Consider the following 26,372-nt stretch of genomic DNA (forward strand, 5'->3'; position numbering starts at 1 on the left):
GCGATATTGTCGCCTCCGGTTCCGGTGTCACGGTGCTACTCCCACGATCGACAGTCCTTCGGTTTCGGGCCAGCCCAGCGCCAGGTTCATCGACTGCACCGCGGCGCCGCCGGTGCCCTTGGTGAGGTTGTCGATGGCAGCGATGGCCACCAGGGTCTGAGCCGCTTCATCCACGGCGACCGCGATCTGCGCGGCGTTGCTACCGATCACCGAACCGGTCTTGGGCAGCTGCCCCTCGGGCAGCAGGTGGATGAACGGCTCTGCGTCGTAAGCCTTTTCGTAGGCTGCCCGGATCTCGGCCTCCGAAGCCGCGGTGTGGGCGGTGCAGGTGGCCAGGATGCCGCGGGAGGTTGGGATCAGCACCGGAGTGAAGGAGACGGTGACGTCTTTGTCGGTCACCGAACGCAGGCCCTGGGCGATCTCCGGGGTGTGCCGGTGCTTACCGGCGATGTTGTAGGCACGTGCCGAGCCGATCACCTCGGCGCCCAGCAGGTCGACCTTGGCAGACTTGCCCGCGCCCGAGGTGCCGCTCACGGCGACGACCGTGACGGCCGGTTCGACGAGGTCGCCGGCGACGGCAGGCAGCAGCGCCAGCAGTGCCGCGGTCGGATAGCAGCCCGGCACCGCGATGCGTTTGGTGCCCTTCAGCCGGTCCCGGGCCCCGGGCAGTTCCGGCAGACCGTAGGGCCAGCTGCCCGCGTGTGCCGAACCGTAGAACTTCTCCCAGTCGGCGGCGTTGGTGAGCCGGAAGTCGGCACCGCAATCGATGATCAGGGTGTCAGGACCGAGCTGCTCGGCCAGCGCTGCGGAGTGTCCGTGCGGCAGGCCCAGGAACACCACGTCGTGGCCGGCCAGCACCTCTGCGTCGGTGGGCTCCAGAACACGCGAGGCCAGCGGCAGCAGGTGTGGATGATGCTCGGCCATCGTGGTGCCGGCGCTGGAGGCGGCGGTCAGCGCCCCGATGGTCAACCGGCCGTCAGCGTAGGCCGGGTGCCCGAGCAGCAATCGCAGGATCTCTCCGCCGGCGTAGCCGCTGGCGCCGGCCACCGCTATCGAAGTCATGCAGCAATTCTGCATTGTTATGCATGCAGATGCAAATTCATTAATCAGCTATGCGCAGCCACGCAGCCCTTCGTAGAGCCAGCGCTGAATGGCACCTACCGTAGTCGTCTCACCTGCTATCTCACCGAAGAGGTCCCAATACCGGCGGACATGCGGATCGGTGTCGGCGCCGGCGTTGACGACGAGCGCACGCCGGAAACTCTGCGTGTTCGTGTCCTTGCGAGCCTTGGCGTGGGCATCGACGAATCGGTCGACCGCAGCGCAGGATGACGGCGATTGACCGGCACGCACGAGCGGCGACGCCATGTCACACGCCTCGGCAACACCGGTGACCAGACCCCGACGATCGCTGATACGGGTGGGTTCGAACCGCCACAGCTGCCGGGCCATCACCCTCCCGAATACCGGTTGCCGGGCAAGGGCCACAAGCTCGGCGTAGGCGACAACGCTGCCCGGACGTGCCTGGTCCGGTGATTGCGGCACGGTCATCTCCACGAGACCGTCGAATATTTCCCCCTGCGCCGCCCCAGCGAACAATCGCCGCCAGAAGTCGATCAGTACGTCGTGTCCGCGACGTCCGTCCTGCGCGGTCGACAATGCCTCCAACGACGCCCGCCGCCTCGCCAGGTCAGCCAAATCCGCATCGAGGGCGCGCTGTTCGGCGTTCACAGCATCGCCGATGGAGATCCGACCTACCAGGATGGCACCAATCGCATCCAAGCCGAGACCGGCAGCGCGCAAGCGCCGAACCAGGATGAGCGATTCGGCCGCTGTGTCGTCGAAAACGCGATGCCCACCCGAACTCCGGCGAGCTTCGAGAAGGCCCTCATCGCAGTAGTACCGGATCGTCCGAACGGATACGCCAGTGAGCCGCGACAACTCACCGATGCTTGTGCCGTACGTCACAGTGCCTTGAACCTCCACCTGACTGGAGTTCCTAGCGTAGGCCGCATGAACACCGAGGACATCTGGCGCGCCGTCGACACCGAACGCCGCGGGCTCCTGCACCTACTCGAACCACTCACCGCGTCGCAATGGCGCCACGCCAGCCTGTGTGAGAGGTGGCAGGTTCGAGACGTCGTGGCCCACCTGACGCTTTCCACACAGGCCAATGTCGGTCGAATACTGGTCAATCTGTTGCGAGCGCGCGGCAGCTTCGACCGAATGGTCTGCGATACCGCGACCCGCCACGCAGCGGAGAGTGCGGATCATCAGTTGCTCGAAGAGTTGCGCGGCACGATCGGCTCGCGCTTCGCCGCGGTCGGCACCACACCGGCTGATCGGCTGATGGACTTGCTCGTACACGGCCAGGACATCGCGGTGCCGCTGCAACTCCAGCACGAAATGCCCACCGCGGCTGCACAGTTGGCACTGGAGCGGATTTGGAATCCGCGATTCCCGTTCCGGGCCAGCCAGAGGCTGGCCCCCTACCGGCTATGTGCTGTCGACACCGGCTGGGCAGCCGGGGCCGGACCCCTCATCGAGGGGCCCGTCTCGGCATTGCTCCTGCTGGCGACGGGACGTCAGGCAGCTGCTCTCCCCCACCTGCGCGGTGACGGCGTCGAGCTACTTGTCGCCTGAGATTCAGCCGCGCAGGACAGCGCCGACGCGCTCCGTGGCCACCGCGACCGCGGCATCGCGCGCGGCGCTGGCCTCGTCCTCGGTCAGGGTGCGGTCGGCAGCCCGGAACCGCAGTGCCAGGGTCAGCGATTTACGCCCCTCCCCGATCTGCGGGCCGGTGTAGACGTCGAACAGTCGGACGTCCTCGAGCAGCTCACCCGCCCCGTCGCGCACCGCGTCGACGACGGCAGCCGCGGCCACATCGTCGGCCACGATCACGCTGATGTCCTGGAACACGGCGGGGAACGGCGACACTTTCGGTGCGGGCAGCGTCTCGACGATCGGCACTGCATCGAGATCGAGTTCGACGGCACAGGTGCCCTTCGGCAGCCCCGTCCGCTCGACGACCGCCGGATGCAGCTGGCCGGCGTAGCCGACGACGGCATCGCCGACGAGCACCTCGGCGCAGCGCCCCGGGTGCCACGGCAACTCCTGGGCGGCGCGGAACGTGAACTCCACTCCGGCGGCCCGGCCGATCACCCGCACCGCCTCGAACGCGTCGGCGGCCTCCACCGGACGTCCCGGACCCCAGGGCCCCGCAGGCTCCCGCAGTCCGGTCAGCACCGCCGCGACATGCTGCGGCTGATGGGGCAACGACGCGTCGAGCCCGGCGATCTCGTCATCGGTCGGCCGACGGTCATTCGGGATGCGCTCGACGGATCGGGTCTGCTCGGTCGGGTGCACCACCTGCTGAATCCCGAACAGCGCCACATCGGCGGAGCCACGGGACACGTTGCGGCCCAACGCTTCAAGCAATCCGGGCAGCAACGTGGTGGCCAACGCGGGCCGATCGGCTTCGAGCGGGTTCAGCACCTTGGTGGTGTTGCGGCGGGCGTCGTCGGCGGCCAGGCCCCAGGCGTCGAACACTCCGGCCGGAAGGAACGGCGTGGGCAGGACCTCGACGAACCCGGCCAGCGCGAGTGACTTGCCGATGGCACGGCGACGCTTCTGGACCGGGGTCAGACCACGACCGGCCGGCGCGGTCGGAAGCACCGACGGGATGGACTCCAGGCCCTCCAGTCGCAGTACCTCCTCGACGAGGTCGGCACGCTGACGCATGTCGGGCCGCCAACTCGGCGGGGTGACGGTGAGCAGGTCGGAACCGGTGACTTCAGCACCGATCTGGATCAGCCGCCGCGCCGTGGTGCCTGCGGCGTAGTCGACGCCGGCGGTGCGGTCGGGCAGGTCGGCGGGGATCTCGACGGCCGGTTGGGACCAGTCGGTGCGTCCGTCCACCCGCCAGTCGGTGAGCTTCGGTTCGACCGTTCCGCCGGCGATCTCGGCCAGCAGGGTCGCGCAACGGTCCAGTGCGGCAACCGAAATGGCCGGGTCCACGGACCGCTCGTACCGGCGGCCGGCCTCGCTGGCCAGGTGCAGTCGACGCTGGGTGCGCGACACCGCGGCCGGATCCCACACCGCGGCTTCCAGCAGCACATCGGTGGTGGAATCGCGCACCTCGGTGGTGCCCGCGCCCATCACGCCGCCGATCGCCGCCGTCGCGACATCGTCGACGATCAACACGTCGGCCGAGTTCAAGGTGCGCTCGACATCGTCGAGGGTGACAACCTTCTCGCCGTCGCGGGCGAACCGCACGTCGAAGCCGCCGGTGATCAAGCTGCTGTCATGCGCGTGCATCGGATGACCGAGTTCGAGCATGACGTAGTTCGTCACGTCGACCGCCGGGGAGATGGCGCGGATACCGCTGAGCATCAATCGACGCTGTATCCACCACGGCGACACCGCCGCCGGGTCGATGCCCGTTACCGGGCGCAGTCCGAAACGCTTTACCCCGGTGCCAGACTGGACGGTCAGCGGCCAGGCCTCGCCCTCGGCGGGCAACGGTGTCACATCGGCCAGGTCGACGAACTCGAGGTCGTTGGCGCAGGCGATCTCGCGGGCCAGTCCACGGACGGACAGGCAATAGCCGCGGTCCGGCGTGATCGCCAGATGGAACACCACGTCGTCGAGGCCGAGGATGTCGGCGGCCGGGGTGCCCGGTTCAGCCGTGCCCTCGGGCAGGACCAGAATGCCCGCGCCCTCGACGCCCAGGTTCATCTCCGACGCCGAGCAGATCATTCCGTCGGAAACCCGGCCATAGGTCTTGCGCGTGGCGATTTTGAAGTCACCGGGCAGCACGGTGTCGGGCAGTGCCACCACAACCAGATCGCCGACTGCGAAATTCGTTGCACCACAAACGATATCGCGGAACTCGCCGTCGAGATTCTGGACGCCGACATCGACCTTGCAGGCCCGGATGGGCTTCTTGAACTCGGTCAGTTCCTCGATCTCGGCGACTCGGCCCACGGTCAGCGGACCACTCACCGGGCCGATCGGGATGATCCCCTCGACCTCGTGCCCGATCCGAATGAACGTCTCTTCGAGCTCCTCGACGGACGCATCCCAATCCGGGGCACCAGCGCGGACGGCCTCCCGCAGCCAGCTGAAGGGAATCCGCATCAGGCACCGACCCCGAACGGCAGCGAGAAGCGGACGTCACCCTCGACCATGTCACGCATGTCAGGAATTCCGTTGCGGAACTGCAGGGTTCGCTCCAATCCCATACCGAAGGCAAAGCCGGAGTAGACGTCGGGGTCGATACCGCAGGCGCGCAACACATTCGGATTGACCATGCCGCAGCCGCCCCACTCGACCCAGCCGGGGCCGCCCTTCTTGCCGGGGAACCAGATGTCCACCTCGGCCGAGGGCTCGGTGAACGGGAAGAAGTGCGGACGGAACCGGGTGCGCCCCTCCGGGCCGAACTGGGACCGTGCGAACGCGTCCAGCGTGCCGCGCAGATTCGCCATGGTCAGACCCTTGTCCACGGCGAGCCCCTCCACCTGGTGGAAGACAGGCGTGTGGGTGGAGTCGAGTTCGTCGGTACGGAAGGTCCGCCCGATCGAGACGACATAGACGGGCAGATCGCGTTCCAGCAATGCGCGGATCTGGACGGGCGACGTGTGGGTACGCAGCACCTGCCGCGACCCGTCCGGGGCGATCTGGAAGGTGTCCTGCTCACTGCGTGCCGGATGATCCGGAGGGAAGTTGAGCGCGTCGAAGTTGAACTGCTCGGTCTCGACCTCTGGGCCCTCGGCCAGTTCCCACCCCATGGCCACGAAGGTGTCCGCGACGTTCTCGGCCAGGATGGTGATCGGGTGCCGGGCGCCCACCGGCTGCCGCGTCGAGGGCAGCGTCACATCGATGCGTTCGGCGACCAGCACCGCGGCGTCGCGCTCAGCCCGCAGCGCGGCCAGCCGCTCGTCGTATGCGCGCTGGGCCTCGCCGCGGGCGACGTTGACCCGCTTGCCGGCGTCGGCGCGGTCGGCCTTCGGCAGCGTCGCCAGCGCCTGGCGCGCCAGGGCGATCGGGGCACGATCGCCGAGGTGCTCGGTCTTGGCGCGCGCGAGCGCGTCGAGGTCACCGGCCAGCTCAAAGGCATGCCGGGCCGCGCTGACGGCTTTGGTCAGGGCTTCTTCTGAGAGATCACTGGGCTGCTCAGCCACCCGGCGATCATAGGCGATGGCCTGATCAGGCTTCGAATCCGTTTGCCCGTACGAAGGGCAGAGCCACCACGACAACTCTGCGTCGAGCCGTTCCGCCTCGTCCGCCTCGGCATCTCCAAAGCCCACGCCCGCTGCGACCGTTGGGCAGCCAAATCAAATTAGCGCGCGAGGTGCCCGATGAATGCCGTTACGCTTGTGAACGGATCGATCTCGCCACCTCAGGACAGTTTGCCGAAGTAGCCTTTTCGAATTTTCCGGTGCCCCGGCCAACTGCTCTACGGTGCGCAGTCTTGACCGGCGGAAAGCTCGTGCCCGCCGCTATGACAATTGCTATAGAAGGTGGTCAGGTGGATCGTCAGAAGTTGGCTGATGAGTGGGACGACGGGATCTCGCCCGCGGTGGCGGGACTGGCCGGGCTGGCCGAACCCTACGGAGTCGCCCTGGACTACTCGGCCCAATCACTGCGCGCACTCGAACACGTCATCACCAACCTGTTCCACCAACCCGACGACCTCTTCACCGACGACGACCGCCCCGCCGTCCGCGCACTGATCGCCTACATCGGCCTGACCCTGACCCACCTCACCACCGGACACTGGGACTGGGACGACCAACCCGGCTTCGCCGAACAGGCACAACCCACCCTCACCGACACCGCATTACTCGACCGCATCACGACCACCTACTGGGGCTGGGACGACAACCCCGCCGGCACCCCCGCCGGTCTCCCCATCGCCGTACCCGGTGACGGACTCGGACTCCACCCCGTCTCACCTCTGCACCTTCTTTTCGCCACGGTCATCGACCGGCCCACCGACGCAGGTCCACTGGTCCAGGCCTTCACCGCCTGGAGCGAAAAGGTCACCACCCCACCACCGCCCGGCGTCGTCGGCATCGACCTGCTGCCCAGCCCAGAACCCTCACCCGTCCTCGACGACTGGCTGGCCGCCCGCCAACGCGACTTCCCACAATGGGCCACCCGCTACCCCGGAAACTGGGACTTCACCCCCGAATCCATCGACCGCCTCACCGACCTCATCCACCACCACACCCCCACCGTCGAAGCCATCAACGACCCCGCCAACACCGACCTACTCGCAGGCGCCTGCTGGTATCTCGGCGAAATGCTGCGCCGCAGCCGACCCTCCCGCTGGGTCTACGTCGACTACACGAGGGAGCCCGGCGACCCCGCCCTCGTCGCGTACGAAGTGCAGAGCAATGACGACAGGGACGTCACGGGCCCGTTCCGGCTGTTCCGCCTCGGCATCACCAAAGGCCAACCCAAAGCCCGCGGCTACTACGACCGCTGGGCAGCCAAATCATGACCGGGCACAAGCTCACCACTTACGCCATGGTGATCGTTTTGGTCATCGCCGGCTCGACGTGGCTGGGGGGTGCTACCGCCCACGCCGAGTACGGGGCCTACGGCGAGTGCACCACCGGGTTTGCCCTGCCGGGGTTCGATGCCACCGAGGTGGCACCCGAAAACAGCACCGTCGAGTACCGGTATCCGGGTCTGGATCCGGGCCTGGAAGCGATCGATGAACCGTCGAGCGACGAACTGAGGATCCTCGACGACGAAGGCCTGTCCGGCGGCACCGAGAATCACATGCTCATCACCTGGCGCAACTACACCCGGGCCAAAGCTGCCGCCGGAGCCAAGCCCATGGCCTTCGGGCGGTGGAAGTCGAACTACATCACCGTCATCAAGAACCGGCGCGTCGGACCCGCCTTCGAAGACTTTCTGTGGGACGAACTGTGGAAGCTGTCCGACAGCGGATCGGCGGGCTGGATCAAGGGCTCGAAGATCAACCCCGGGATCCTCCCGAACGGACCGGTTTTCGATATCACCAACGTCGATAACAAGATTCCGAAACGGCTGTGGACCATCGTCGAAGCCAAGTCCGGGGACTCGCTTGCTTCGCATGCAAGAAAACAGTTCATCGAACACGTCAAGATGGCCGGCCAAACCGGGTCCTCGTTGGTGATGATGTTCGGCAAGCTACCCAGCCCCGCCACGCAGCGCTGGATCAAGCGCACCCTGGATCAGCTGAGGAATGACGGCGCAGCCATGCCGACGGCGGTGTGCGTCAAGTACTGGCCGACGAAGGCTGTACCCGAAGGACCGGGCGGTCCCGGCGGCCCGGGTGGTGCAGCTTCGTTGCCGCTTCCCTTGGGAGACGCGCCGGACAACCCCGAGGATCAGGCGGTCAGAGACGAAATCGAGGTCGCACTCGATCAACCCGCCAGTCCGACGCTACAGCCGGCACCACCGGCTCCCGCACAGCAGCCGAAACCGGCGCCCATCCAGGTTCAGGCCGGCCCGGCACCGGCACCACAACAACCGGCACAACCGCCGATGCCACGGCAACAGCCGGCACCACAGCAACGGCCGGCGCCCGCACCTGCGGTTCCAGCTGTCCCGGCCCCGCAAGCGCCTGCCGCACCGCCACCGCCGATCGTCATTCCAGTGCCGGTCCCCGTACCCGCGCCGATACCGGCGGCGCCGATTCCCGTGCCGGTACCGGTACCTGTGGCACCAGCACCGGCACCTGCAGCTCCCGCCCCTGCAGCACCAGCACCCCAGCAGGCACCTTTGGCGCCCGCCGCGCCCGCGATCGGCTACGGCGGGATCGATTTCTCGACCCTCGAATTGCGCTATGTCACCGACACAGTCGCAGGTAAACCGGCAATGCAGTACGCGTTCCGGGCCAGCACCACATCCGACGATGTGCCGTCCTACGGCGGGAAGCGCAATGCCCAGATGGCCATGGACGCCTTCTACGTCTGGATGGCGCTGTCCCCCGACAAGTTCTGGGTCAACCTGAACCCCACCGAGCCGGACCGAGTCATCGACCGGGAGTTCGGCAAGACACAAGCGGGTCAGGTGCTGCTTGAGGCGGACTTGGAGATGAAAGAGGTGTCGGGCCGGCTGCAGCGGGACGACACGCCGCTGGGCAAACGATTCGAAGACGCGCTGCGCGGCACGGACAAATGCTTCCTGGGACGCAGGCAATGGATAGAACCCACGCCGGCCACCGTTCGGGAGGACGGCGACCAGCTGTACATCATCGACGCACCACTGACTGTCAAGGTCGGGCTCGAGGACGGCGATATCAGCCCGAACCAATCATGCGACGGCCAGGATCCGGCGATCACCGCGCAAAACGGTCAGCTGTACCAGGACATGATCATGCCCGCGGTGGTCGAGGCGATCAATCATGATCCCGAGTTCGCCGACCTGCGCCGGGTGTACGCCAGCCGGATCGCTGCCGAGTGGTACCGGAAGCGCAACGCGGACAAGCCAACTCAGTATGCGGATGTCATCGATTCGGGCAATGTCGCCGCCTGGACCGTACCGTGGAATTCGCGTGAGGTCTTCGACCGCTACGTCTATTCGTACACCCACGCCAAACCGACCTTCAGCTGGAAAACCCAGGAGGGTGACCGAACGTGGACTCGGGGCCGCTCCTGGGGAGGCGTCGACTTCAGCAAGATCGAACTGAAGGACGTCGGCGAACAGGAGTTCAAGACGAAGTACGCGTCCATCGCCACTGCGGCGGGACCGTCGATCGTCGGCCCGGTCGAGCAGCAGACCGGTGATCAAATCTGGATAGGCGACATCAACACTTCTGTTCCGCTGAACCAGATTTGGCCGCAGCAACCGACGTCGTGGACGCCATACGAAATCCCGAACCCCGCGACCTCGAAGCCGTACTTCTATCTGCTGGTGACCCTGCCCGTGGCGGCCTGGCTCGTAACCGGTGGCGCGCTGTGGTGGCGCCGCCGCAAAGCCGGAAACGGAGGCTGACCGTGTCACTGGATCCCTTCGGTAACTACGACCCGTTCGCCGACCCGGCCCCACCGCAGTCCACGGTGCCGCCGCGGCCGACTCCGTCACCTCAGCCACCTCAGCCACCGCGGCCGACTCCACCACCTCGGCCGGCTCCACCACCTCGGCCGGCGGCGGCACCAACTGCGCCGGCCTGGACCGGCGTGCTCCAGACCGCCACACCGGGGCCTCCCGCGCCGCTCCCGCACACCGGGTCGTCTACGGTGCCGCCGTGGGAGGCAGGCGGCCCGCCGTGGACGGTTTTCCTGGCTGGTTACCTGGTGGGTGGGATCGCCACACTGCTCGTGGTCGGCGCCATCGGCACGCTGCTGGCCCTACCGGAACTCGAATTCGTATACGGCGGCACCACATTTCCCGGGGTGACATTGGCGGCAGTTTCGGTCGGCGTCGCCGGGGCACTGGTGTGGCTGGCCGTTCGCTACGCCGGCCGACATCGAACCGCCCGTACACCAATACTCGTCGGCATCGCGGTCATCGCAGCGGTCGCCGTCGTGATCATCGTGCTGGCTCCGGGCGCCCAGGTCTCGTGGTTCAGGACGCTGACGCTGATCCTCAGCGCCGCAGTACTTCTCCTCGCGATCGCGATCGTGGCGCTGATCCTCCAGCCGAAGTCCAAGTCCTATTTCGTCACGCCGTCAACCGCAGACCAGCTGTCGATGCTCGGGTTGCCCCCCGTCGCGCCTGCGCCGACCAGCGCGAGGCCTGCAGAACCCGACACCGTCACCACCAGGCCGGTCGCTCCGCCACCCACGTACGCGCCACCTCCCCGACAGGCACCCGCACGTCCGGCGCCGCCCGGGCAGGACTACGACCCATTCCGGTAGCGCCGGGCGCGCCCCGGTGAGTGCGGCCTATGCCCCCGGCGCCCCGTCACCCTCATGTTCGCCGGCCGGTAACCGCCTGGGAATTTTCACCCGGTACATGATCAGATCATCGGGCACGCCCTCCGGCTTCGCCGAAAAAACCTGCCGCCGTTCACGTTTGACGGTCACACCCAGAAGGGCGAGCTCCTCTTCCGAGATGCCCTCCAACGTGGTGTGCGAGATCATCAAGCCGCCCCTGGCGGCCCGCTCCATCACGCGAGCGGTGATGTTGACGTCGATGCCGAGCCAGTCCGACCCGATGCGCTGCGGACGCCCGGTGTGGATACCGATGCGCATCCGCGGTGCGTAGCCGTCCAGGTCGATGTTCCTGACCCCCTCGCGCGCCACGAGCATCGCGCGCAGGGCGGTTTCCGGATCGGAGAACACCGCCATCATGCCGTCGCCCATACGCTTGACGATGTGACCGCGGGCCTCGAGGACCGGGGGTTCGATGACCTGAGCCACCCGTCGCAGCAGCCGCAACGTGGCGTCATCGCCGGCGCGGAGCGACCACGACGAGAAACCGACCAGGTCGGTGAACGCCAGCGTCACTTCGGGATTGGCCGGGGTTCCCGAGACACGTTCGGTCAGCGCCTGCCACACCTGCAGCGCGCCCAGGCTCACCTCCCGAGAGGCGGCATCACGGTCCAGCAGGCGGTCGGCCACGCGCGCGGCCGCGCGGGGTCCGCCCTCTCCGGCTGCCGAGAGACGGTCACCGAAATCAGGATCGCCCGGCAATGCCCGCCGCGCCCGCCGGACCAGGTCAACGACAGCCGGGCTGCGATTGGTGCGTTGCAGCCAGCCCAACGGACCCGGCAACCCGGGTGCCTTCGCAGGACGCTGCTGTGGCGCCTGCCCGATATCCCCGACCTCGCCGGACGGGTCATCGAACGGCTCGCCATCCACAGCGCAAGAGTAAGTGGCGCGCAGACCGGGCGGCAATCGCGCCACGAGCGACGGTGCTCACCCTCCCCTGGCGGCGCCAAACCGGCCTGGTCACGGCCCTATGGCGCCACGGTAGCCGACGAATAACAGTGCACAGCGACGCGCCGTGGCGTCGTAGACAACACACGTTGTCACTACTATCGTGAGCTGAGCTGTGATTCACGTCATGACGAGTCAACGAGGACGCAATGACCACACGAGCCACCACCAGCGAGCACGATCCACTCGGACCGGATTCGCTGACCTGGAAGTACTTCGGCGACCTGCGCACGGGGATGCTCGGCGTCTGGATCGGAGCGATCCAGAACATGTATCCCGAACTCGGCGCCGGGGTCGAGGAGCATTCGATACTGCTGCGCGAACCCCTGCAGCGGGTGGCCCGGTCGGTCTACCCGATCATGGGCGTCGTCTATGACGGCGACCGGGCGGCCGACACCGGCGCGCAGATCAAGGGTTTTCACCACACCATCAAGGGCGTCGACGGCCAGGGCCGGCGCTATCACGCGCTGAACCCTGAGACGTTCTATTGGGCGCACGCCACGTTCTTCATGCTCATCATCAAGACCGCGGAGTATTTCTGCGGCGGGCTCACCGAAGCCGAGAAGTGTCAACTCTTCGACGAGCATGTGCAGTGGTACCGCATGTACGGCATGAGCATGCGGCCCGTTCCGAATACTTGGGACGAGTTTCAGGAGTATTGGGACGCCAAGTGCCGAGACGAGCTCGAGATCAACCGGGCCACCCTCGACATCTTCACTATCCGGATCCCCAAACCGTGGTTCGTGTTGATGCCGACACCGGTGTGGGACCAACTGTTCAAACCCCTTGTCGGCGCACAGCGCTGGATCGCGGCCGGCCTGTTCGACCCGGCGGTGCGGGAGAAGGCCGGCATGCGCTGGACGCCCGGCGACGAGGTGCTGCTGCGAATCTTCGGCAAGATGGTCGAGTTGGCATTCGTCGCGGTACCCGACGAGATCAGGCTGCACCCGCGCGCCCTGTCGGCCTACCGCCGTGCCGCCGGGAAACTACCGGTCGACGGCCCCCTGGTCGAAGCACCTGGCTTCATGGCCCCGCCCCGCGACCGCCGCGGGATGCCGATGCACTACCTGCCACGTCACAAGACCCTGCTGGACCGGGCCGGCGCGCTGGTGCACACCACCTTCTCCCTGCCGGCGCTGCGACGGCCGGCCAGGCGCAGTGCAGCCTGACTTTTGACACCTGTCTAAGCTGGCGAGATGCTTGATTGGTCTGACGTTGACATTGCTGTCCGGGACGCAGTACGCGAGTTCGTGGACAAGGAGATCCGGCCGCACCTCGACGAGCTGGAAAGCGGCGACATGGAGCCGTACCCGATCGTGCGAAAGCTTTTCGCCACGTTCGGTATTGATGCCCTCTCCAAGGAATCGCTGGACAAGCGGCTGGAGAAGCTGCGCAGCGGTGACAGCAAGCCGTCGGGCGCCCGCGGTGGAATGTTCGGCGGCAGCGGTTCGCCGGGCATGGGGTTCGTCCTGATCAGCGAACTGTGCCGGGTGTCGATGGGCCTGGTCACGGGCCTCGGGGTCAGCTTGGGCCTGACGGTGTCGACGATCCAGAGTCGCGGCACCCTGGCCCAGCAGGAACGCTGGCTGCCCGGCCTGGTGACCTACGAGAAGATCGGCGCATGGGCGATCACCGAGCCCGATTCGGGTTCGGATGCCTTCGGCGGCATGAAGTCCTATGTCACCCGTGACGGCGACGACTACATCCTCAACGGCCAGAAGACGTTCATCACCAATGGCCCCGACGCCGATGTGGTGGTGGTCTATGCCAAGCTCGACGAGGGTGATGGTGCGGACAAGCGCAACCGCAAGGTGCTGACCTTCGTCCTCGACCGTGGCATGGAAGGCTTTGTGCAGTCGAAGCCGTTCCGCAAGATGGGTATTCACTCATCGCGTACCGGCGAGCTGTTCTTCAACAACGTCCGGCTGGGACGCGACCGGCTGCTCGGCGAGACCGAAGGGTCCGACGAAGGCGCCGACGAAGGCAGGGCCAGCGCCCGGTCGAACTTCTCGGCCGAACGCATCGGGGTGGCCGCGATGGCGCTGGGCGTGATCGAGGAATGCCTGCGGTTGAGCGTCGACTACGCCAAGACCCGCACCCTGTGGGGCCAGGAGATCAGCCAGTTCCAGCTGATCCAGCTCAAGCTGGCCAACATGGAAGTGGCCCGGATGAACGTGCGCAACATGCTGTTCCGCGTCATCGAATCCGCCGAGAAGGGCGTCTCGATCTCCCTCGCCGAGGCTTCCGCAATCAAGTGGTACTGCTCTCAGGCCGCCACCGATGTCGCGATGGAGGCGGTGCAGCTGTTCGGCGGCAACGGCTACATGACCGAGTACCGGGTGGAGCAGTTGGCCCGCGACGCGAAGTCGCTGATGATCTACGCCGGCAGCAACGAGGTGCAGATCACCCATGTGGCACGGGGTTTGCTCAGCTAAACCTGCCCCTGGATCATTTCACCTTCGCCGGGTCTGACGAGAAGCTACTCTCAGCGACAACGCAGTACCGCGCACGCCGATGCCGACGGCTGCAGAGCGCAAGGAGCGAGGCTCATGCTCGAGGTCATCGACAAGGGGTTTTGCACCGAATCCCACCCGGTACCGCTTGTGTTCGTGCATGGAGGGTTCCACGGCGCCTGGTGCTGGGACGAGCATTTCCTGGATTTCTTCGCCGACAAAGGCTATCGGGCGCTGGCGCTGAGCCTCCGCGGGCACGGCGCCAGCTCCGAGACCAAACCGCTCAACGACTGTTCGATCGCCGACTACGTCGACGATGTCGCCTCAATTGCCGACCGCCTTCCGGCCCCACCCGTGGTAATCGGCCATTCCATGGGCGGTTTCATCGTTCAGAAGTACCTGGAGTCTCACGAGGCACCTGCGGCGGTGTTGATGGGTTCCGTGCCCCCGTCGGGATCAAGCAGGCAGATCCGGCGGTTCACCGTGCGGCATCCGTGGCTTCAGGCCCGGGCGCTGGTCACTCACAGGTCGTCGCATTGCTTCAAGACCCCCAAACGGGCCCGCTACTGGCTGTTCTCGCCGGGCACCCCGGAGCCAGACGTCACACGATTCGCCGCCCGGATACAGGAAGAAAGCGCACGGGCGATATCGGGCATGCTCCGTAACCTGCCCCAGCCACAACACATCACGACGCCAGTGCTCGTTATGGGTGGCGAACATGACGGCTCGGTCACCCGAGACGAGATGCGCGCGACGGCACTTGCGTATCGGACCGAAGAAGAAGTATTCCCCGGCATGGGACACAACATGATGCTCGAGCCCGGATGGGCTGCGGTCGCCGAACGAATTCACTCGTGGCTCGAAAACAACACGTAGCCCGCGGCCCGCTCAGCGAGCCTGCCCGATTATCCGACGACAGCGAGCGCGTCGATCTCCACCAGCATGACCTCGTGCGGGAGGTCGACGAATACCGTGGTCCGGCAGGGAAGCTGGTCGGATTTGACGTTCTCCGCGATGAACTCGCCGTACACCTCGTTCATGGCCGTAAAGTCCTCGCGCGTGGTGAGGTAGACCCGGAACATCAGGACGTCGTCGACGCCGGCGCCACCGGCCGCCAGGATCGCCTTCACGTTTTCCAGTGTCCGGCGGGTCTGCGCTTTGACGTCGCCTTCGCCGATGTAGGTGTTGGTCGCAGGGTCCATCGGACCCTGCCCCGACACCTGCAGGAATCCGCCCTTTCGGACGCCCTGGCTGAAGGTGTGAGCGGGGGCCGGGGCGTCGTCGGTACGGATGACCCGCGAATCAGACACGGTGAATCTCCTCTGGTTTCGGTGCTATCGCTGAATCAGGAGGGTGGACGGTAACCGCACTCGGCCGAGATGCGTCGGGTTGCCGCCTGCAGCGGAGGCAGGAGTTCAAGGACGCGCTCAAAGGGCAGCACCACATCGGGCACCGACACCGAAACCGCAGCGACCACACGCCCATTCGCACCGCGGATCGGTGCTCCCACGCAGTTGATCGACGGCTCGTTCTCTTCACGGTCCTGCGCCCAGCCCTGCGCGCGCACGGTCTCGATTTCCCGCAGGTATGCCTCCGGGGTGGTGATGGTGTTGGCGGCGCGCTGGGTGAAGTCCATCGTGGCGACGATCGGCCGCAGTTCGGCATCGGACAGGTCAGCGAGAATCACCTTGGCCACGGCGGTGGAATTCAGGTTGGCGGTCAAGCCGATTCGCGAGTACATGCGGATCTGATCGTGCGATTCGAGCTTGTCGATATACACGATGTCGCCGCCTTCCATCGCGGCGAGGTGAGTGGTGCGGCCGTACTCGCGATTGAACTCGACGAGGTACCGCGAAGCGATCTGGCGGATCTCCCGCTGGTCGGTGCCGTGGGCAGCCAGTTCGAATATCCGTGATCCGAGGTGATACCGGTTGTTGTTGTCGCGGTAGGTGAACCGCTCCTCGGACAGAGTGCGCAGCAGCCTCATCACGGTGGTCTTGTGCACATCGGTGGCGGCCGCCAGCTCGTCCAGGCCGGCCGGACCTTTGCCGAGCTGAATCAACAACTGCAGTGCGCGCGCGACGCTCTGACTCACCGCCTGCTCCCGCACACTGTGAACCCGACCTCGCTCACCCTCGTGGCAGCCCACTCGCCGTCGGTGCAGATGAGCAGATGCTCGATCAGCTCGTCGGGCGGGGGTGGCGCGGAGTCCGCCGCGACAGTCAGGGTGACGGCAGCTCCGATGTGACCGCGCCGCAAGCATGATTCGGGGTCTTCATCGAGGACGACGCCGCTGAGGAATCCGGCGGCGAATGCGTCCCCTGCACCCACCGGTTCCACCACGTCGACGCGTAGTGCAGGGACGACGAACTCCTCGCCGGAGCGGTCGACAGCCAGCGCCTGATCCGCTCCGTCCTTGATGACCAGCGTCGCGGGATCCGGCAAGATGCGGCGCAATGCAATTGGGTCGTCGGTCCCCATGACGCGGAGCGCCTCGTCGGCGCCCACCAACACCACGTCGGCCAGGTTGGCCAGCGCAATCACCTCGGCGGTGTCGCCGTTCGGCCACAGCTGTTCACGCCAGTTCACATCAAAACTCACCGGCCCGTCGATGCCTGGTCGGTCGGTGAGCAACCGGCGCATCATGGCCCGACAGGTCGGCGACAGGGCAGGCGTGATGCCGCTGCAGTGCACCACCGATGCATGCGCGAACGCGGTCACAACCGCCGGCGCATCGAGGAATTCGGGTGACATCGCCGACGCCGCCGACCCCGTCCGGCTATACCGGCTGACGCTGCGCGGCTCCCCGTTGGTATCCGGCGCGGCCACCTTCGAGTAGTACCCGGTGGGCAGCTCGGGATCGATCTCGACCGCGGAGATGTCGACGCCGCGCGCGGTCAACTCGGATGTGATCAATGCCCCGTAGGCGTCGTCACCGAGCCGGCCGATGAACGACGCGGGGATGCCCCAGGCGACGAGGCCGGCCGCCACGTTGGCTTCCGCACCGGCCAGGTGCAGTTCAGCTTGAGTACCGGCCAGGTGCAGTTCAGCTTGAGTACCGGCCAGGTGCAGTTCGGCTTCCGCACCGGCCAGCACCAGCGGTTCACCGAGGCAGGCGACGCCGCCGGCAGTAGGTGCGGGCAATTCGGGCACTGCGGTCCTTGGGGTCAGACGATTGACGCGGTGTCGCCACTCATGTTAGACAGATCACATACGAAATTGCAACTGTGATTGCACTATATGCAACAGAGCAGCTCACGCCGATTGCCACCGCAATCGCCACCAAGGAAATCACCACGGAGGACAAGGATCGGCATGACGACGCGAGGTGAGCCACTGCTGGACAGTCGAGCATTGGGCGACCTCCGCTCCGAACGGCTGTCCGTATTGGACAAGGCCCTCCCCGCCGCGGCCGATGGGCTCACCACCGAGGAGTTCCTCGCCACTCGCCCCCGCCTCTCGGAATTCACCACACCGGTGATGACACTGGACAATTCGGCGATCGAGGACAACGTGGCCGCCATGTCCGCCTGGTGCAGTGCGCACGGGGTCGAACTGGCACCCCATGGCAAGACCACCATGTCGCCGGTGTTGTGGGACCGCCAGATACGCAGCGGCGCATGGGGTATCACCCTTGCCACGCCCAGCCAGGTGCGGGTCGCGGTGAGTTTCGGGGTGCGCCGGATCCAGCTCGCCAATGCCCTTGTCGACCCGACCGCGCTGCGCTGGCTCGCCGGGGAGATGTCTGCCCATTCCGACCTTGAGGTGATCACCTGGGCGGACTCGCCGGCCACCGTCGATGCGATGAACGCGGCCCTCGCCGAAACCGAGGTGGCGCGGCCGATCCCGGTGCTCGTCGAACTCGGGGCGGCCGGCGGTCGCACCGGCGCGCGTTCGGTGGACGAGGCCGCGGCGGTGGCCGAGCACATCGCGGCGAGCGCAGTGCTGCGCGTCGCCGGGGTGTCCGGCTACGAGGGATCGCTGGCGCACGACGCGTCGGTCACGTCACTGGCGCGGGTCCGGCATTACCTGGAGGACATGGCCCGGCTGCACCGGCGCATCGACGCCGCAGGCCTCTACCTCGCCGGGTCCGACCGATACGTGACCGCCGGCGGCAGTGCCTATTTCGATGCCGTGGCGGATGTGCTGGCCCCACTGGCCGGCGGTCACACACATGTCGTGGTCCGCGCGGGGGCCTACATCATCCACGACGACGGTTTCTACACCGGGATCACGCCGTTCCGCCGCAGTGACGAGCCGTACCGGCTGCGCTCGGCGATGCACACCTGGGCCCGGGTGGTGTCGCGCCCGGAACCGGGGCTGGCCCTGCTGGACGCAGGCAAGCGCGACGTCCCGTTCGACGAGGGTCTCCCAACGCCGCAACTGATCGCTTCGCAACTCGGCGCACCCGCCCGTCGCCTCACGGGAGCCGAGATCGTGGCCCTCAACGACCAGCACGCGTTCCTGACCATCCAGCCCGGCTCGGACATTCGCGTGGGTGACGTTGTACGACTGGGGCTTTCCCACCCGTGCACGGCCTTCGACAAGTGGCGATGGATCCCGGTCGTGGCCCCCGACGAGACGGATCCCGTCGTCATCGACCTCATCCGCACCTACTTCTGACCCGGATACGCGATGCCCGCCCTGATCCGCTCAGCCACTGTCGTCGACGGCGCGACAGCCGGACGGTCGCTGCGACGCGGCGTGAGTGGAGGTGTGCAATGACAGAACTCGACGTCCTCCGGGCGGATCGTGTGCTCAGCGTCGTCCGGGCCGAGACGATTCCGGACGCGGCCGATCTGTGCCACGCGCTCGCGGCGGGTGGTATCCGCACGGTCGAGCTGACATTCACCACCCCCGGCATTCTCGAGCACCTGCGCTCGTGCGCCGAATCGGTGGCCGGGGCTGGGATCACGCTCGGCGTCGGCACCGTGATGACTGCCGGCCAAGCCCGCGACGCCATCGACGCGGGTGCGCGCTTCCTGGTCACCCCCGGCCTTCGACCCGAGGTCGCCGAGGTCGCGACGGCCGGCTCGATACCGGTGTTCCTGGGTGCACTCACCCCGACCGAGGTGGCACAGGCGGTCGATCTCGGATCCGCTGCGGTGAAGATCTTCCCAGCCGGCAGCATGGGTCCGAAATACCTGTCCGATCTGCACGGGCCATACCCGGACGTCGAGCTGCTGCCGTCCGGCGGAATCAACGACGGAAACGCCCGGGCTTACCTCGATGCGGGCGCGCTCGCCGTGTGCGCAGGTACCGGCGTCGTTTCACCGGCGCATGTCGCGACCGCGAACTGGGATGAAATCACCAACCGGGCAAAGAGTTTCGTCGCCGCCATTTCCCGCTGAGCCTGATCCAACCATCACTGGTCCACGCCGCGAGGGTCAGGAAATCATGTGCCGGCCGGGGTGTGCCTGTTGCCAGCCTGCCATCGCGGCGTCCCAGTCGGGCCCGTCGAGCGCGGTGAGCGCGGCCGGAAACAACCCGTCCTCTTCTTTTGCGATGTGGACGTAGAGCTCTTCGATCTCCTTGCGGACCCGTTTCTGATCGTCAGGGTCGGACAGGTCGACCACCTCGAGAAACGCGGCCAGCTCACGATGTTCGGCCACCAGCGGGTCGATGTGCTCGGCGTAGAGCTCGTCAGTGTGCATCACCGCGAACAGCCCGTTCTCCTCACCCTGCCAGTGGGAGCGCAACTCCTCGAACATCTCCCCCAGCCGCCGGCGGGCCACGTCCAGCTCACCGCGGTCCATGGCGCGCACCGCTTCACGGCCGTGGTCGACAGCCCGCTCGTGCTCGGCGATGTAATCCCGCAGCAGTGGCATGTCCCGGCATCCGCAGTATTGGCACACGACGCACCTCCCCACAGCATCGTGTCACATCACCCGAGTGGCCACTTGTGATACCCGAATCGCGAAAAACCGTGCGATAAGTGGCCATTCGGCGCACTATCTGCGGTGGGCGCGGGCGCTCTGATACAGGCAGATCGATGCCGCCGAGGCGATGTTGAGACTTTCGGAGTGTCCGGGCATCGGAATGTGCACCCGGTGATCGGCCGCCACCGCCAGTTCGGTTGGCAGGCCGTGGGCTTCGGGCCCGAACAGCCAGGCTGTGGGCCCGGCCAGGTGCACATCATCGAGGCTGACCTCGCCGTCGATCGTGGTGGCGAGCACTTGCATTCCGGCGGCCTGCAGCTGCGCAACGGTTGCCGCCTCATCGGGCTCGCCGATCACCGGCAGAGAGAAGATGCTGCCGGCCGACGCCCGCAGACACTTGCTGTTGTAGGGGTCGACGCTGTTGCCCGCCAGCACCACCGCGTCGGCACCCATCGCGTCGGCGGCCCGGATCAACGTGCCCGCGTTGCCCGGCTCCGAGATCTGCACGGGTACCGCGATCAGCCGGGGCTCAGCGGCCAGAACGTCATCGAGGGACACTTCCGGCAGCCGGCACACCGCCACCAGGCCGACCGGTGTCACGGTGTCCGACAAGGCTTTCGCCGCACGCTCGGTGACCAGCTGCACCGGCACGGCGGCCAGCAGATCGCCGAAACGGTCCATGGCGGCCTCGGTCGCGAACACCTCGGAAACAAGTCCGCGCCGCAACGCGGCCTCGACGAGGTTGGGTCCCTCGGCAAGGAAGCGTGCGGCGCGGCGGCGCCCGACGTGGCGCTGCAGTTTGACCGCAGCAGCCACCCGGGCAGAACGCTCGGTGAGCGTCAGGCGGCCTCTCCGGAGGGCGCATTGACATCTTCGGGAAGAGCGGCCTTGGCGACCTCGACCAGCGCGGTGAACGCGGCGGCGTCGCTGACGGCGATCTCGGCCAGGTTCTTGCGGTCCACCTCGACGCCGGCGGCCTTGAGGCCCTGGATCAGGCGGTTGTAGGTGATGTCGTTGGCGCGGGCCGCAGCGTTGATACGCGAGATCCACAGCTTGCGGAACTCACCCTTGCGGGCGCGACGGTCGCGGTAGGCGTAGGTCAGCGAATGCAGCTGCTGTTCCTTGGCCTTGCGGTACAGACGGGACCGCTGGCCCCGGTAGCCCTTCGATGCCTTGAGTACGGTACGCCGCTTCTTCTGGGCGTTGAGTGCGCGCTTCACGCGTGCCATGGGATGTTCCTATTCTCGTTCGGTACGGGGAGCGGCAGGTCTAGCCGTTGAGCAACTTGTTGACACGCTTGGTGTCGTTGGCTGCAACCACGGTGCGGCCGTCAAGCCGGCGGGTGCGCTTGGTGGCCTTGTGCTCCAGCAGGTGGCGGCGGCCGGCCTTCTGGCGCACGATCTTGCCGGTCCCGGTCTTGCGGAAGCGCTTCGATGCTCCGCTGTGGGTCTTCGCCTTGGGCATGAATCCTCAGTTCTGTGTTGAAACTAGTTCTGCGTAACGTCTGGTTCTTCTGATGCGGCCTGCTGCCCGCCTGGGCGCTCGGCCTGCTCCGCCGCCTTGGCGCGAGTCTTCGCGCCGCGGTGCGGTGCCAGCACCATCGTCATGTTGCGGCCGTCCTGCTTGGCTGAGGTCTCGACGAAGCCGTACTCGGCCACGTCTGCGCCCAACCGCTGCAACAACCGGTACCCGAGTTCGGGCCGGGACTGCTCGCGTCCGCGGAACATGATGGTCACCTTGACCTTGGATCCGGCTTCGAGGAAGCGGACCACGTGGCCCTTCTTCGTCTCGTAGTCGTGATCGTCGATCTTGGGACGCAGCTTCTGTTCCTTGACGACAGTCTGCTGCTGGTTCTTGCGAGACTCGCGCTCCTTGAGTGCCGTCTCGTACTTGAACTTGCCGTAATCCATGATCTTGCAGACCGGGGGTTTTGCGGCTGGTGCAACTTCGACGAGGTCGAGATCGGCATCCGCGGCGACGCGGAGAGCATCTTCGATGCGGACAATGCCTACCTGCTCGCCGTTCGGTCCGATCAGGCGGACTTCAGGTACGCGGATGCGCTCGTTGATGCGGGTCTCAGTGCTGATGGGGCCTCCTATGTTGGGTCTGCTGAGGAGACCCACCCATCCGCATCTCTGCCCCGAAGAACAGAAAAGCCCTGCTCAAAGCAGGGCCCAATGCCGACCGATCACGGCTTGCGCCGCCTGCAGCTCCAAAGCCGGAGCACAGAACCGGTGTCCGAGAACACCGGCGACCGGACCGTTGTACCTTGTGGCCAACGGTGGGAGTGGGACTCCACTTGCTGTCCCTGACATGAGCCGGGACGGTCGCGCATGACAGTCTAGCAGGCATGACGGATCCGACCGAAACGCCCGACGAGGCGACGCCGCAGGACTCAGGCAATCTGGACGGCCCAGCCGTTCGCGAACTCGCCGACATCCCCGCGGTGGAAGTCATCACCCGGGCGGCCCTCATGTTGATGAGCGCCGCGGCCGAGAAGATCGGACTCTCTGCCGAGGATCCCGACGATAGCCCGCATCGTGATCTTGATGAAGCCCGCCGGATCATCACCGCACTGGCCGGACTCGTGACGGCATCGGCCGAATACCTGGGACCGCACGCAGGCCCGGTGCGCGACGGCCTCAAGAGCCTGCAGCTGGCGTTCCGCGAAGCCAGTGCGCATCCCGACGAGCCCGGCAAAGGCCCAGGCGAGAAGTACACCGGCCCAGTCTGGTAATCACCTGCGCGGTGTCTGTGCGCGTGGTGGACCCAATTGACGGTTTGACCGCCTATTCTCCGGGCGTATGACCGTTATCAGCCGCGGCAGCCGCACCGGGGTCCAGCCCGCGTCGAGGTTCTCCTGGGTTCCCGCAGCAGCCGGCTGGATCGTCGGGGTGATCGCCACTCTTTCGCTGATCGCCAGTGTGTCTCCTGCGGTGCGTTGGTTGATCCAGGTGCCGCGAGAGTTCGTCAACGACTACATCTTCAACTTCCCCGACACCAGCTTCGCGTGGGCGTTCGTACTGGCGCTGCTGGCGGCTGCGCTGGCCGCCCGCAAGCGGATCGCCTGGTGGATTCTCGTGCTCTACATGGTGGGCGCGATCGGCTGGAACCTCGGCGATCTCGCCACCGGCGGCGACCCCGTCGCCGACGACGTCGGCGAGGTCATCGGCGTGGTGTTCCACGTGGTGGCCATCGTCGCGCTGGTGTTGGCGCGTAATCAGTTCTGGGCCAAGGTGCGCCGCGGCGCCCTGCTCAAATCCGCCGTGGTCCTGGTCGCGGGCATGGCGATCGGCATCTTGGCCGCCTGGGCACTGCTGGAGCTGTTCCCCGGCACCCTGCCCCCGGAATGGCGATTGCTGTACGCGGTCAACCGGGTGAGCGGTTTCGCGACCGTCCCGACCGAGGTTTTCGAGGGCTATTCGCACACGTTCCTCAACGCGATCTTCGGGTTGTTCGGCGCGATGGCGTTGATGGCCGCCGCGATCGTGCTTTTCCAGTCACAGCGCGCCTCCAATGCGTTGACGGGCGAGGACGAATCGGCGATCCGCGGCCTGTTGGAGGTCTACGGCAAGAACGATTCGCTGGGATACTTCGCCACTCGCCGCGACAAGTCGGTGGTGTTCGCGCCCAACGGCCGGGCCGCCATCGCCTACCGCGTCGAGGTGGGCGTGTGCCTGGCCGGCGGCGATCCGGTCGGTGATCCCAAATCGTGGCCACAGGCGATCGCGGCCTGGCTGCAGTTGTGCCAGACCTACGGCTGGGCCCCGGGCGTGATGGGCGCCAGTTCGGCGGCGGCCGAGGCGTTTCGGGCAGCCGGCCTGAACGCGCTGCAGCTCGGCGATGAAGCCATTCTGCATCCGGACAACTTCCGGCTGTCCGGGCCCGACATGCGTGCGGTGCGCCAGGCCGTCACCCGGGCCCGGCGCGCCGGCACCACGGTGCGCATGCGGCGCCACCGTGAGCTGGACCGGGCCGAGATGGACGAGGTGATCCGGCGCGCCGACGCGTGGCGAGACACCGAGACCGAACGCGGCTTTTCGATGGCACTGGGCCGGCTCGGCGACCCGGCCGACGGTGACTGCCTGCTCGTCGAGGCGGTCCAGCAGCGCGACGGCAACCCCGAGCCGGAGGTGGTCGCGCTGCTGTCATTGGTGCCGTGGGGCACCAACGGCGTCTCGCTCGACGTGATGCGCCGCTCCCCGCAATCCCCCAACGGCACCATCGAGCTGATGGTCAGCGAACTGTGCATGCAGTCCGAAAGCATTGGGGTCAGCCGGATCTCACTGAACTTCGCAATGTTCCGGTCGGCGTTCCAGCAGGGCGCACAGCTGGGCGCCGGTCCGGTGGCCCGGCTGTGGCGGGCCCTGCTGGTGTTCTTCTCCCGGTGGTGGCAACTGGAGACGCTGTACCGCTCCAACATGAAGTACCAGCCCGAGTGGGTGCCCCGGTACGCCTGCTACGAGGACGCACGGCTGATCCCCCGGGTCGGGGTGGCCTCGGTGATCGCCGAGGGATTTTTGGTGTTGCCGTTCTCCCGGCGCAACAAGCAGCACACCGGCGAGCACGTCGCGGCCCCGGCGGATCTGGTGGGTTCGGGCCGGTTGCATCACGACGGCAGCGCACCTGACATGTCCGGGCTGCCGATCGACCCGGCCGACGGCGACGAGCAGCAGCGGCTTCCCGAGCAGGTGCGGGTCAGGATGGCGAAGTTGCGGCAGTTGCAGGCCGCCGGCGTGGACGCCTATCCGGTGGGCCAGGCCCCCAGCCACACCATTGCCGCCGCACTGGAATCGGTCGACGGGAACACGCTCACCGTCGCCGGCCGGATCCTGCGGATCCGGGATTACGGCGGTGTGCTGTTCGCCCAGTTGCGCGACTGGTCCGGCGAAGTCCAGTTGCTGCTCGACAACGCCCGCCTGACCGAGGCCACGACCGCAGACTTCACCGCAACCATCGATCTGGGCGATCTGATCGAGGTGAGCGGTTCGATGGGCCACAGCCGCAACGGCACCCCCTCACTGCTCGTCGACAGCTGGCGTTTGACCGGCAAATGTCTCCGCCCGCTGCCGGACAAGTGGAAGGGCCTGACCGACCAAGAGGCTCGCGTGCGGGCGCGCTACGTGGATCTGGCCGTCAACACCGAGGCGCGGGACTTGATCCGGGCCCGCAGCGGCGCTCTGCATGCCATCCGGGAAACGTTGTACGCCAAGGGTTTCCTCGAAGTCGAAACCCCGATCCTGCAACAGATCCACGGCGGAGCGAACGCCCGGCCGTTCCTGACCCACATCAACGCCTACGACCTGGACCTGTATCTGCGGATCGCACCCGAGCTCTACCTCAAGCGGCTGTGCGTCGGCGGCGTCGAGCGGGTCTTCGAACTGGGCCGCGCATTCCGCAACGAAGGCGTGGATTTCAGCCACAACCCGGAGTTCACCCTGCTGGAGGCCTACCAGGCGCATGCCGACTACAACGTGTGGATCGACGGCTGCCGTGAGCTGATCCAAAATGCCGCGCAGGCCGCCAACGGGGCCCAGGTCTTCCAGCGGCCGCGCGCCGACGGAGTCCTCGAGCCGGTCGACATCTCGGGTCGGTGGGCGGTAAAGACCGTGCACGACGCGGTGTCGGAAGCCCTCGGCGAGCACGTCACCGTCGAGACCGACCTGGCCACCCTGCGCAGGCTCTGCGATGCGGCGCACATCCCCTATCTGACCCACTGGGACGCCGGCGCGGTGGTGTTGGAGATGTACGAGCACCTCGTCGAGGACCGCACGGAAGAGCCGACGTTCTACAAGGACTTCCCCACCTCGGTGTCGCCGTTGACCCGGCCGCACCGCAGCATCCCCGGGGTTGCCGAACGCTGGGATCTGGTGGCCTGGGGCGTCGAACTGGGTACCGCCTACAGTGAGCTCACCGACCCCGTCGAACAGCGCCGCCGACTGCAGGAGCAATCGTTGCTGGCCGCGGGCGGTGACCCCGAGGCGATGGAGCTCGACGAGGACTTCCTGCAGGCCATGGAGTACGCGATGCCGCCGACCGGTGGTCTCGGTATGGGCGTGGACCGCGTGGTCATGTTGATAACTGGACGTAGCATCCGCGAAACGCTGCCGTTTCCCCTGGCCAAACCTCGTTAGCAGGCTCCTCACAGCCGATCCCAA

The 26,372-nt window shown here is 66.6% G+C and carries 24 protein-coding genes; 11 read left to right on the forward strand and 13 right to left on the reverse strand.

The genetic code is table 11. The features are described from left to right. Window positions 1-27 precede the first annotated feature (27 nt). Both argC and AC4ELH_RS24460 read right to left on the reverse strand, forming a co-directional pair. The gene (argC, locus tag AC4ELH_RS24455; protein WP_498887288.1) at window positions 28-1,062 is read right to left on the reverse strand and encodes an N-acetyl-gamma-glutamyl-phosphate reductase; all 1,035 of its coding nucleotides are present in this window, start codon (window positions 1,060-1,062) and stop codon (window positions 28-30) included. Window positions 1,063-1,110: 48 nt separating this feature from the next. Next, entirely contained in the window at window positions 1,111-1,968 is an 858-nt protein-coding gene (locus AC4ELH_RS24460) for a MerR family transcriptional regulator (protein WP_498887290.1), read from the reverse strand. A gap of 45 nt (window positions 1,969-2,013) precedes the next feature. Here AC4ELH_RS24460 and AC4ELH_RS24465 point away from each other — a divergent pair, with 45 nt between their 5' ends. Continuing rightward, window positions 2,014-2,643 carry a maleylpyruvate isomerase family mycothiol-dependent enzyme gene (locus tag AC4ELH_RS24465; RefSeq protein ID WP_064881048.1) on the forward strand — a complete coding sequence of 210 codons (630 nt, stop codon included), beginning with the start codon at window positions 2,014-2,016 and terminating at the stop codon, window positions 2,641-2,643. 3 nt (window positions 2,644-2,646) lie between these two features. On the opposite strand, the gene pheT is transcribed toward AC4ELH_RS24465, so the two are convergent. Both pheT and pheS read right to left on the reverse strand, forming a co-directional pair. Then, window positions 2,647-5,139: a phenylalanine--tRNA ligase subunit beta gene (pheT, locus tag AC4ELH_RS24470; RefSeq protein ID WP_448448941.1), complete on the reverse strand. Its 2,493-nt coding sequence runs from the start codon at window positions 5,137-5,139 to the stop codon at window positions 2,647-2,649. Beyond that, window positions 5,139-6,182 (reverse strand): phenylalanine--tRNA ligase subunit alpha, encoded by a 1,044-nt coding sequence (pheS, locus tag AC4ELH_RS24475; protein ID WP_064881107.1) that lies wholly within the window; start codon window positions 6,180-6,182, stop codon window positions 5,139-5,141. The genes pheT and pheS overlap by 1 nt, the downstream gene beginning before the upstream one ends. Window positions 6,183-6,529: 347 nt before the next feature. Between pheS and AC4ELH_RS24480 the strand changes: the two genes are divergently transcribed. Genes AC4ELH_RS24480 through AC4ELH_RS24490 form a run of 3 tightly spaced genes read left to right on the forward strand, consistent with a single transcriptional unit; the run spans window position 6,530 to window position 10,859 of the window. Further along, window positions 6,530-7,507, forward strand: a complete 978-nt coding sequence (locus AC4ELH_RS24480; RefSeq protein WP_498887293.1) for a hypothetical protein — start codon at window positions 6,530-6,532, stop codon at window positions 7,505-7,507. Further along, window positions 7,504-9,993 (forward strand): hypothetical protein, encoded by a 2,490-nt coding sequence (locus AC4ELH_RS24485; RefSeq protein ID WP_498887295.1) that lies wholly within the window; start codon window positions 7,504-7,506, stop codon window positions 9,991-9,993. Before AC4ELH_RS24480 ends, AC4ELH_RS24485 begins: the two co-directional genes overlap by 4 nt. 2 nt (window positions 9,994-9,995) lie before the next feature. Next, window positions 9,996-10,859: a hypothetical protein gene (locus AC4ELH_RS24490; RefSeq protein ID WP_498887297.1), complete on the forward strand. Its 864-nt coding sequence runs from the start codon at window positions 9,996-9,998 to the stop codon at window positions 10,857-10,859. Between the two features lie 27 nt (window positions 10,860-10,886). On the opposite strand, the gene AC4ELH_RS24495 is transcribed toward AC4ELH_RS24490, so the two are convergent. After that, window positions 10,887-11,804 (reverse strand): adenylate/guanylate cyclase domain-containing protein, encoded by a 918-nt coding sequence (locus AC4ELH_RS24495; protein ID WP_498887299.1) that lies wholly within the window; start codon window positions 11,802-11,804, stop codon window positions 10,887-10,889. A gap of 227 nt (window positions 11,805-12,031) precedes the next feature. On the opposite strand from AC4ELH_RS24495, the gene AC4ELH_RS24500 reads away from it, so the two are divergent. The 3 genes from AC4ELH_RS24500 (at window position 12,032) to AC4ELH_RS24510 (ending at window position 15,211) form a co-directional block, all read left to right on the forward strand. Further along, window positions 12,032-13,051 carry an oxygenase MpaB family protein gene (locus AC4ELH_RS24500; protein WP_064881036.1) on the forward strand — a complete coding sequence of 340 codons (1,020 nt, stop codon included), beginning with the start codon at window positions 12,032-12,034 and terminating at the stop codon, window positions 13,049-13,051. 27 nt (window positions 13,052-13,078) lie between these two features. Then, entirely contained in the window at window positions 13,079-14,317 is a 1,239-nt protein-coding gene (locus tag AC4ELH_RS24505) for an acyl-CoA dehydrogenase family protein (RefSeq protein WP_064881034.1), read from the forward strand. A 114-nt stretch (window positions 14,318-14,431) separates the two neighbouring features. Then, the gene (locus AC4ELH_RS24510; RefSeq protein WP_448448935.1) at window positions 14,432-15,211 is read left to right on the forward strand and encodes an alpha/beta hydrolase; all 780 of its coding nucleotides are present in this window, start codon (window positions 14,432-14,434) and stop codon (window positions 15,209-15,211) included. A gap of 29 nt (window positions 15,212-15,240) precedes the next feature. Here the strand turns inward: AC4ELH_RS24510 and AC4ELH_RS24515 are convergent, their stop codons facing one another. Genes AC4ELH_RS24515 through AC4ELH_RS24525 form a run of 3 tightly spaced genes read right to left on the reverse strand, consistent with a single transcriptional unit; the run spans window position 15,241 to window position 17,488 of the window. Beyond that, a complete protein-coding gene (locus AC4ELH_RS24515) occupies window positions 15,241-15,645 on the reverse strand; it encodes a RidA family protein (RefSeq protein ID WP_064957945.1) in 405 nt (134 codons plus the stop codon). Window positions 15,646-15,680: 35 nt separating this feature from the next. Beyond that, complete coding sequence (locus AC4ELH_RS24520; RefSeq protein ID WP_498887302.1) at window positions 15,681-16,430, reverse strand: IclR family transcriptional regulator; 750 nt, start codon at window positions 16,428-16,430, stop codon at window positions 15,681-15,683. Continuing rightward, complete coding sequence (locus tag AC4ELH_RS24525) at window positions 16,427-17,488, reverse strand: sugar kinase (RefSeq protein WP_498887304.1); 1,062 nt, start codon at window positions 17,486-17,488, stop codon at window positions 16,427-16,429. The genes AC4ELH_RS24520 and AC4ELH_RS24525 overlap by 4 nt, the downstream gene beginning before the upstream one ends. 162 nt (window positions 17,489-17,650) lie before the next feature. Here AC4ELH_RS24525 and AC4ELH_RS24530 point away from each other — a divergent pair, with 162 nt between their 5' ends. Together AC4ELH_RS24530 and AC4ELH_RS24535 are read left to right on the forward strand one after the other, a co-directional pair. Beyond that, the gene (locus tag AC4ELH_RS24530) at window positions 17,651-18,958 is read left to right on the forward strand and encodes an amino acid deaminase (RefSeq protein ID WP_498887307.1); all 1,308 of its coding nucleotides are present in this window, start codon (window positions 17,651-17,653) and stop codon (window positions 18,956-18,958) included. Window positions 18,959-19,056: 98 nt separating this feature from the next. After that, window positions 19,057-19,686 (forward strand): bifunctional 4-hydroxy-2-oxoglutarate aldolase/2-dehydro-3-deoxy-phosphogluconate aldolase, encoded by a 630-nt coding sequence (locus AC4ELH_RS24535; RefSeq protein WP_498887309.1) that lies wholly within the window; start codon window positions 19,057-19,059, stop codon window positions 19,684-19,686. 36 nt (window positions 19,687-19,722) lie between these two features. Here AC4ELH_RS24535 and AC4ELH_RS24540 read toward each other — a convergent pair whose 3' ends face one another. The 5 genes from AC4ELH_RS24540 to infC form a co-directional block, all read right to left on the reverse strand. Then, window positions 19,723-20,163 (reverse strand): hemerythrin domain-containing protein, encoded by a 441-nt coding sequence (locus tag AC4ELH_RS24540; RefSeq protein ID WP_498887311.1) that lies wholly within the window; start codon window positions 20,161-20,163, stop codon window positions 19,723-19,725. Window positions 20,164-20,286: 123 nt separating this feature from the next. Beyond that, complete coding sequence (locus AC4ELH_RS24545; RefSeq protein ID WP_448448931.1) at window positions 20,287-21,030, reverse strand: TrmH family RNA methyltransferase; 744 nt, start codon at window positions 21,028-21,030, stop codon at window positions 20,287-20,289. Between the two features lie 23 nt (window positions 21,031-21,053). Next, window positions 21,054-21,443: a 50S ribosomal protein L20 gene (gene rplT / locus AC4ELH_RS24550; RefSeq protein WP_003885175.1), complete on the reverse strand. Its 390-nt coding sequence runs from the start codon at window positions 21,441-21,443 to the stop codon at window positions 21,054-21,056. Window positions 21,444-21,483: 40 nt separating this feature from the next. Then, window positions 21,484-21,678 carry a 50S ribosomal protein L35 gene (gene rpmI, locus AC4ELH_RS24555; protein ID WP_036449598.1) on the reverse strand — a complete coding sequence of 65 codons (195 nt, stop codon included), beginning with the start codon at window positions 21,676-21,678 and terminating at the stop codon, window positions 21,484-21,486. Between the two features lie 23 nt (window positions 21,679-21,701). Then, window positions 21,702-22,301: a translation initiation factor IF-3 gene (gene infC / locus AC4ELH_RS24560; RefSeq protein ID WP_171055167.1), complete on the reverse strand. Its 600-nt coding sequence runs from the start codon at window positions 22,299-22,301 to the stop codon at window positions 21,702-21,704. A 263-nt stretch (window positions 22,302-22,564) separates the two neighbouring features. Here infC and AC4ELH_RS24565 point away from each other — a divergent pair, with 263 nt between their 5' ends. Then, the gene (locus tag AC4ELH_RS24565; protein WP_055114753.1) at window positions 22,565-22,951 is read left to right on the forward strand and encodes a DUF1844 domain-containing protein; all 387 of its coding nucleotides are present in this window, start codon (window positions 22,565-22,567) and stop codon (window positions 22,949-22,951) included. 67 nt (window positions 22,952-23,018) lie between these two features. After that, a complete protein-coding gene (gene lysX, locus AC4ELH_RS24570; RefSeq protein WP_064881020.1) occupies window positions 23,019-26,348 on the forward strand; it encodes a bifunctional lysylphosphatidylglycerol synthetase/lysine--tRNA ligase LysX in 3,330 nt (1,109 codons plus the stop codon). The last annotated feature ends 24 nt before the right edge of the window (window positions 26,349-26,372 follow it).

It is taken from the genome of Mycobacterium shunyiense (assembly GCF_058270075.1).

What these genes read in the sequence shown, in the direction of transcription:
- argC (WP_498887288.1), bottom strand. Translation starts at nt 1,062, where the DNA reads ATGACTTCGATAGCGGTGGCCGGCGCCAGCGGCTACGCCGGCGGAGAG.
- AC4ELH_RS24465 (WP_064881048.1), top strand. Translation starts at nt 2,014, where the DNA reads ATGAACACCGAGGACATCTGGCGCGCCGTCGACACCGAACGCCGCGGG.
- pheT (WP_448448941.1), bottom strand. Translation starts at nt 5,139, where the DNA reads ATGCGGATTCCCTTCAGCTGGCTGCGGGAGGCCGTCCGCGCTGGTGCC.
- AC4ELH_RS24485 (WP_498887295.1), top strand. Translation starts at nt 7,504, where the DNA reads ATGACCGGGCACAAGCTCACCACTTACGCCATGGTGATCGTTTTGGTC.
- AC4ELH_RS24500 (WP_064881036.1), top strand. Translation starts at nt 12,032, where the DNA reads ATGACCACACGAGCCACCACCAGCGAGCACGATCCACTCGGACCGGAT.
- AC4ELH_RS24505 (WP_064881034.1), top strand. Translation starts at nt 13,079, where the DNA reads ATGCTTGATTGGTCTGACGTTGACATTGCTGTCCGGGACGCAGTACGC.
- AC4ELH_RS24510 (WP_448448935.1), top strand. Translation starts at nt 14,432, where the DNA reads ATGCTCGAGGTCATCGACAAGGGGTTTTGCACCGAATCCCACCCGGTA.
- AC4ELH_RS24530 (WP_498887307.1), top strand. Translation starts at nt 17,651, where the DNA reads ATGACGACGCGAGGTGAGCCACTGCTGGACAGTCGAGCATTGGGCGAC.
- AC4ELH_RS24535 (WP_498887309.1), top strand. Translation starts at nt 19,057, where the DNA reads ATGACAGAACTCGACGTCCTCCGGGCGGATCGTGTGCTCAGCGTCGTC.
- AC4ELH_RS24540 (WP_498887311.1), bottom strand. Translation starts at nt 20,163, where the DNA reads ATGCCACTGCTGCGGGATTACATCGCCGAGCACGAGCGGGCTGTCGAC.
- rplT (WP_003885175.1), bottom strand. Translation starts at nt 21,443, where the DNA reads ATGGCACGCGTGAAGCGCGCACTCAACGCCCAGAAGAAGCGGCGTACC.
- rpmI (WP_036449598.1), bottom strand. Translation starts at nt 21,678, where the DNA reads ATGCCCAAGGCGAAGACCCACAGCGGAGCATCGAAGCGCTTCCGCAAG.
- AC4ELH_RS24565 (WP_055114753.1), top strand. Translation starts at nt 22,565, where the DNA reads ATGACGGATCCGACCGAAACGCCCGACGAGGCGACGCCGCAGGACTCA.
- lysX (WP_064881020.1), top strand. Translation starts at nt 23,019, where the DNA reads ATGACCGTTATCAGCCGCGGCAGCCGCACCGGGGTCCAGCCCGCGTCG.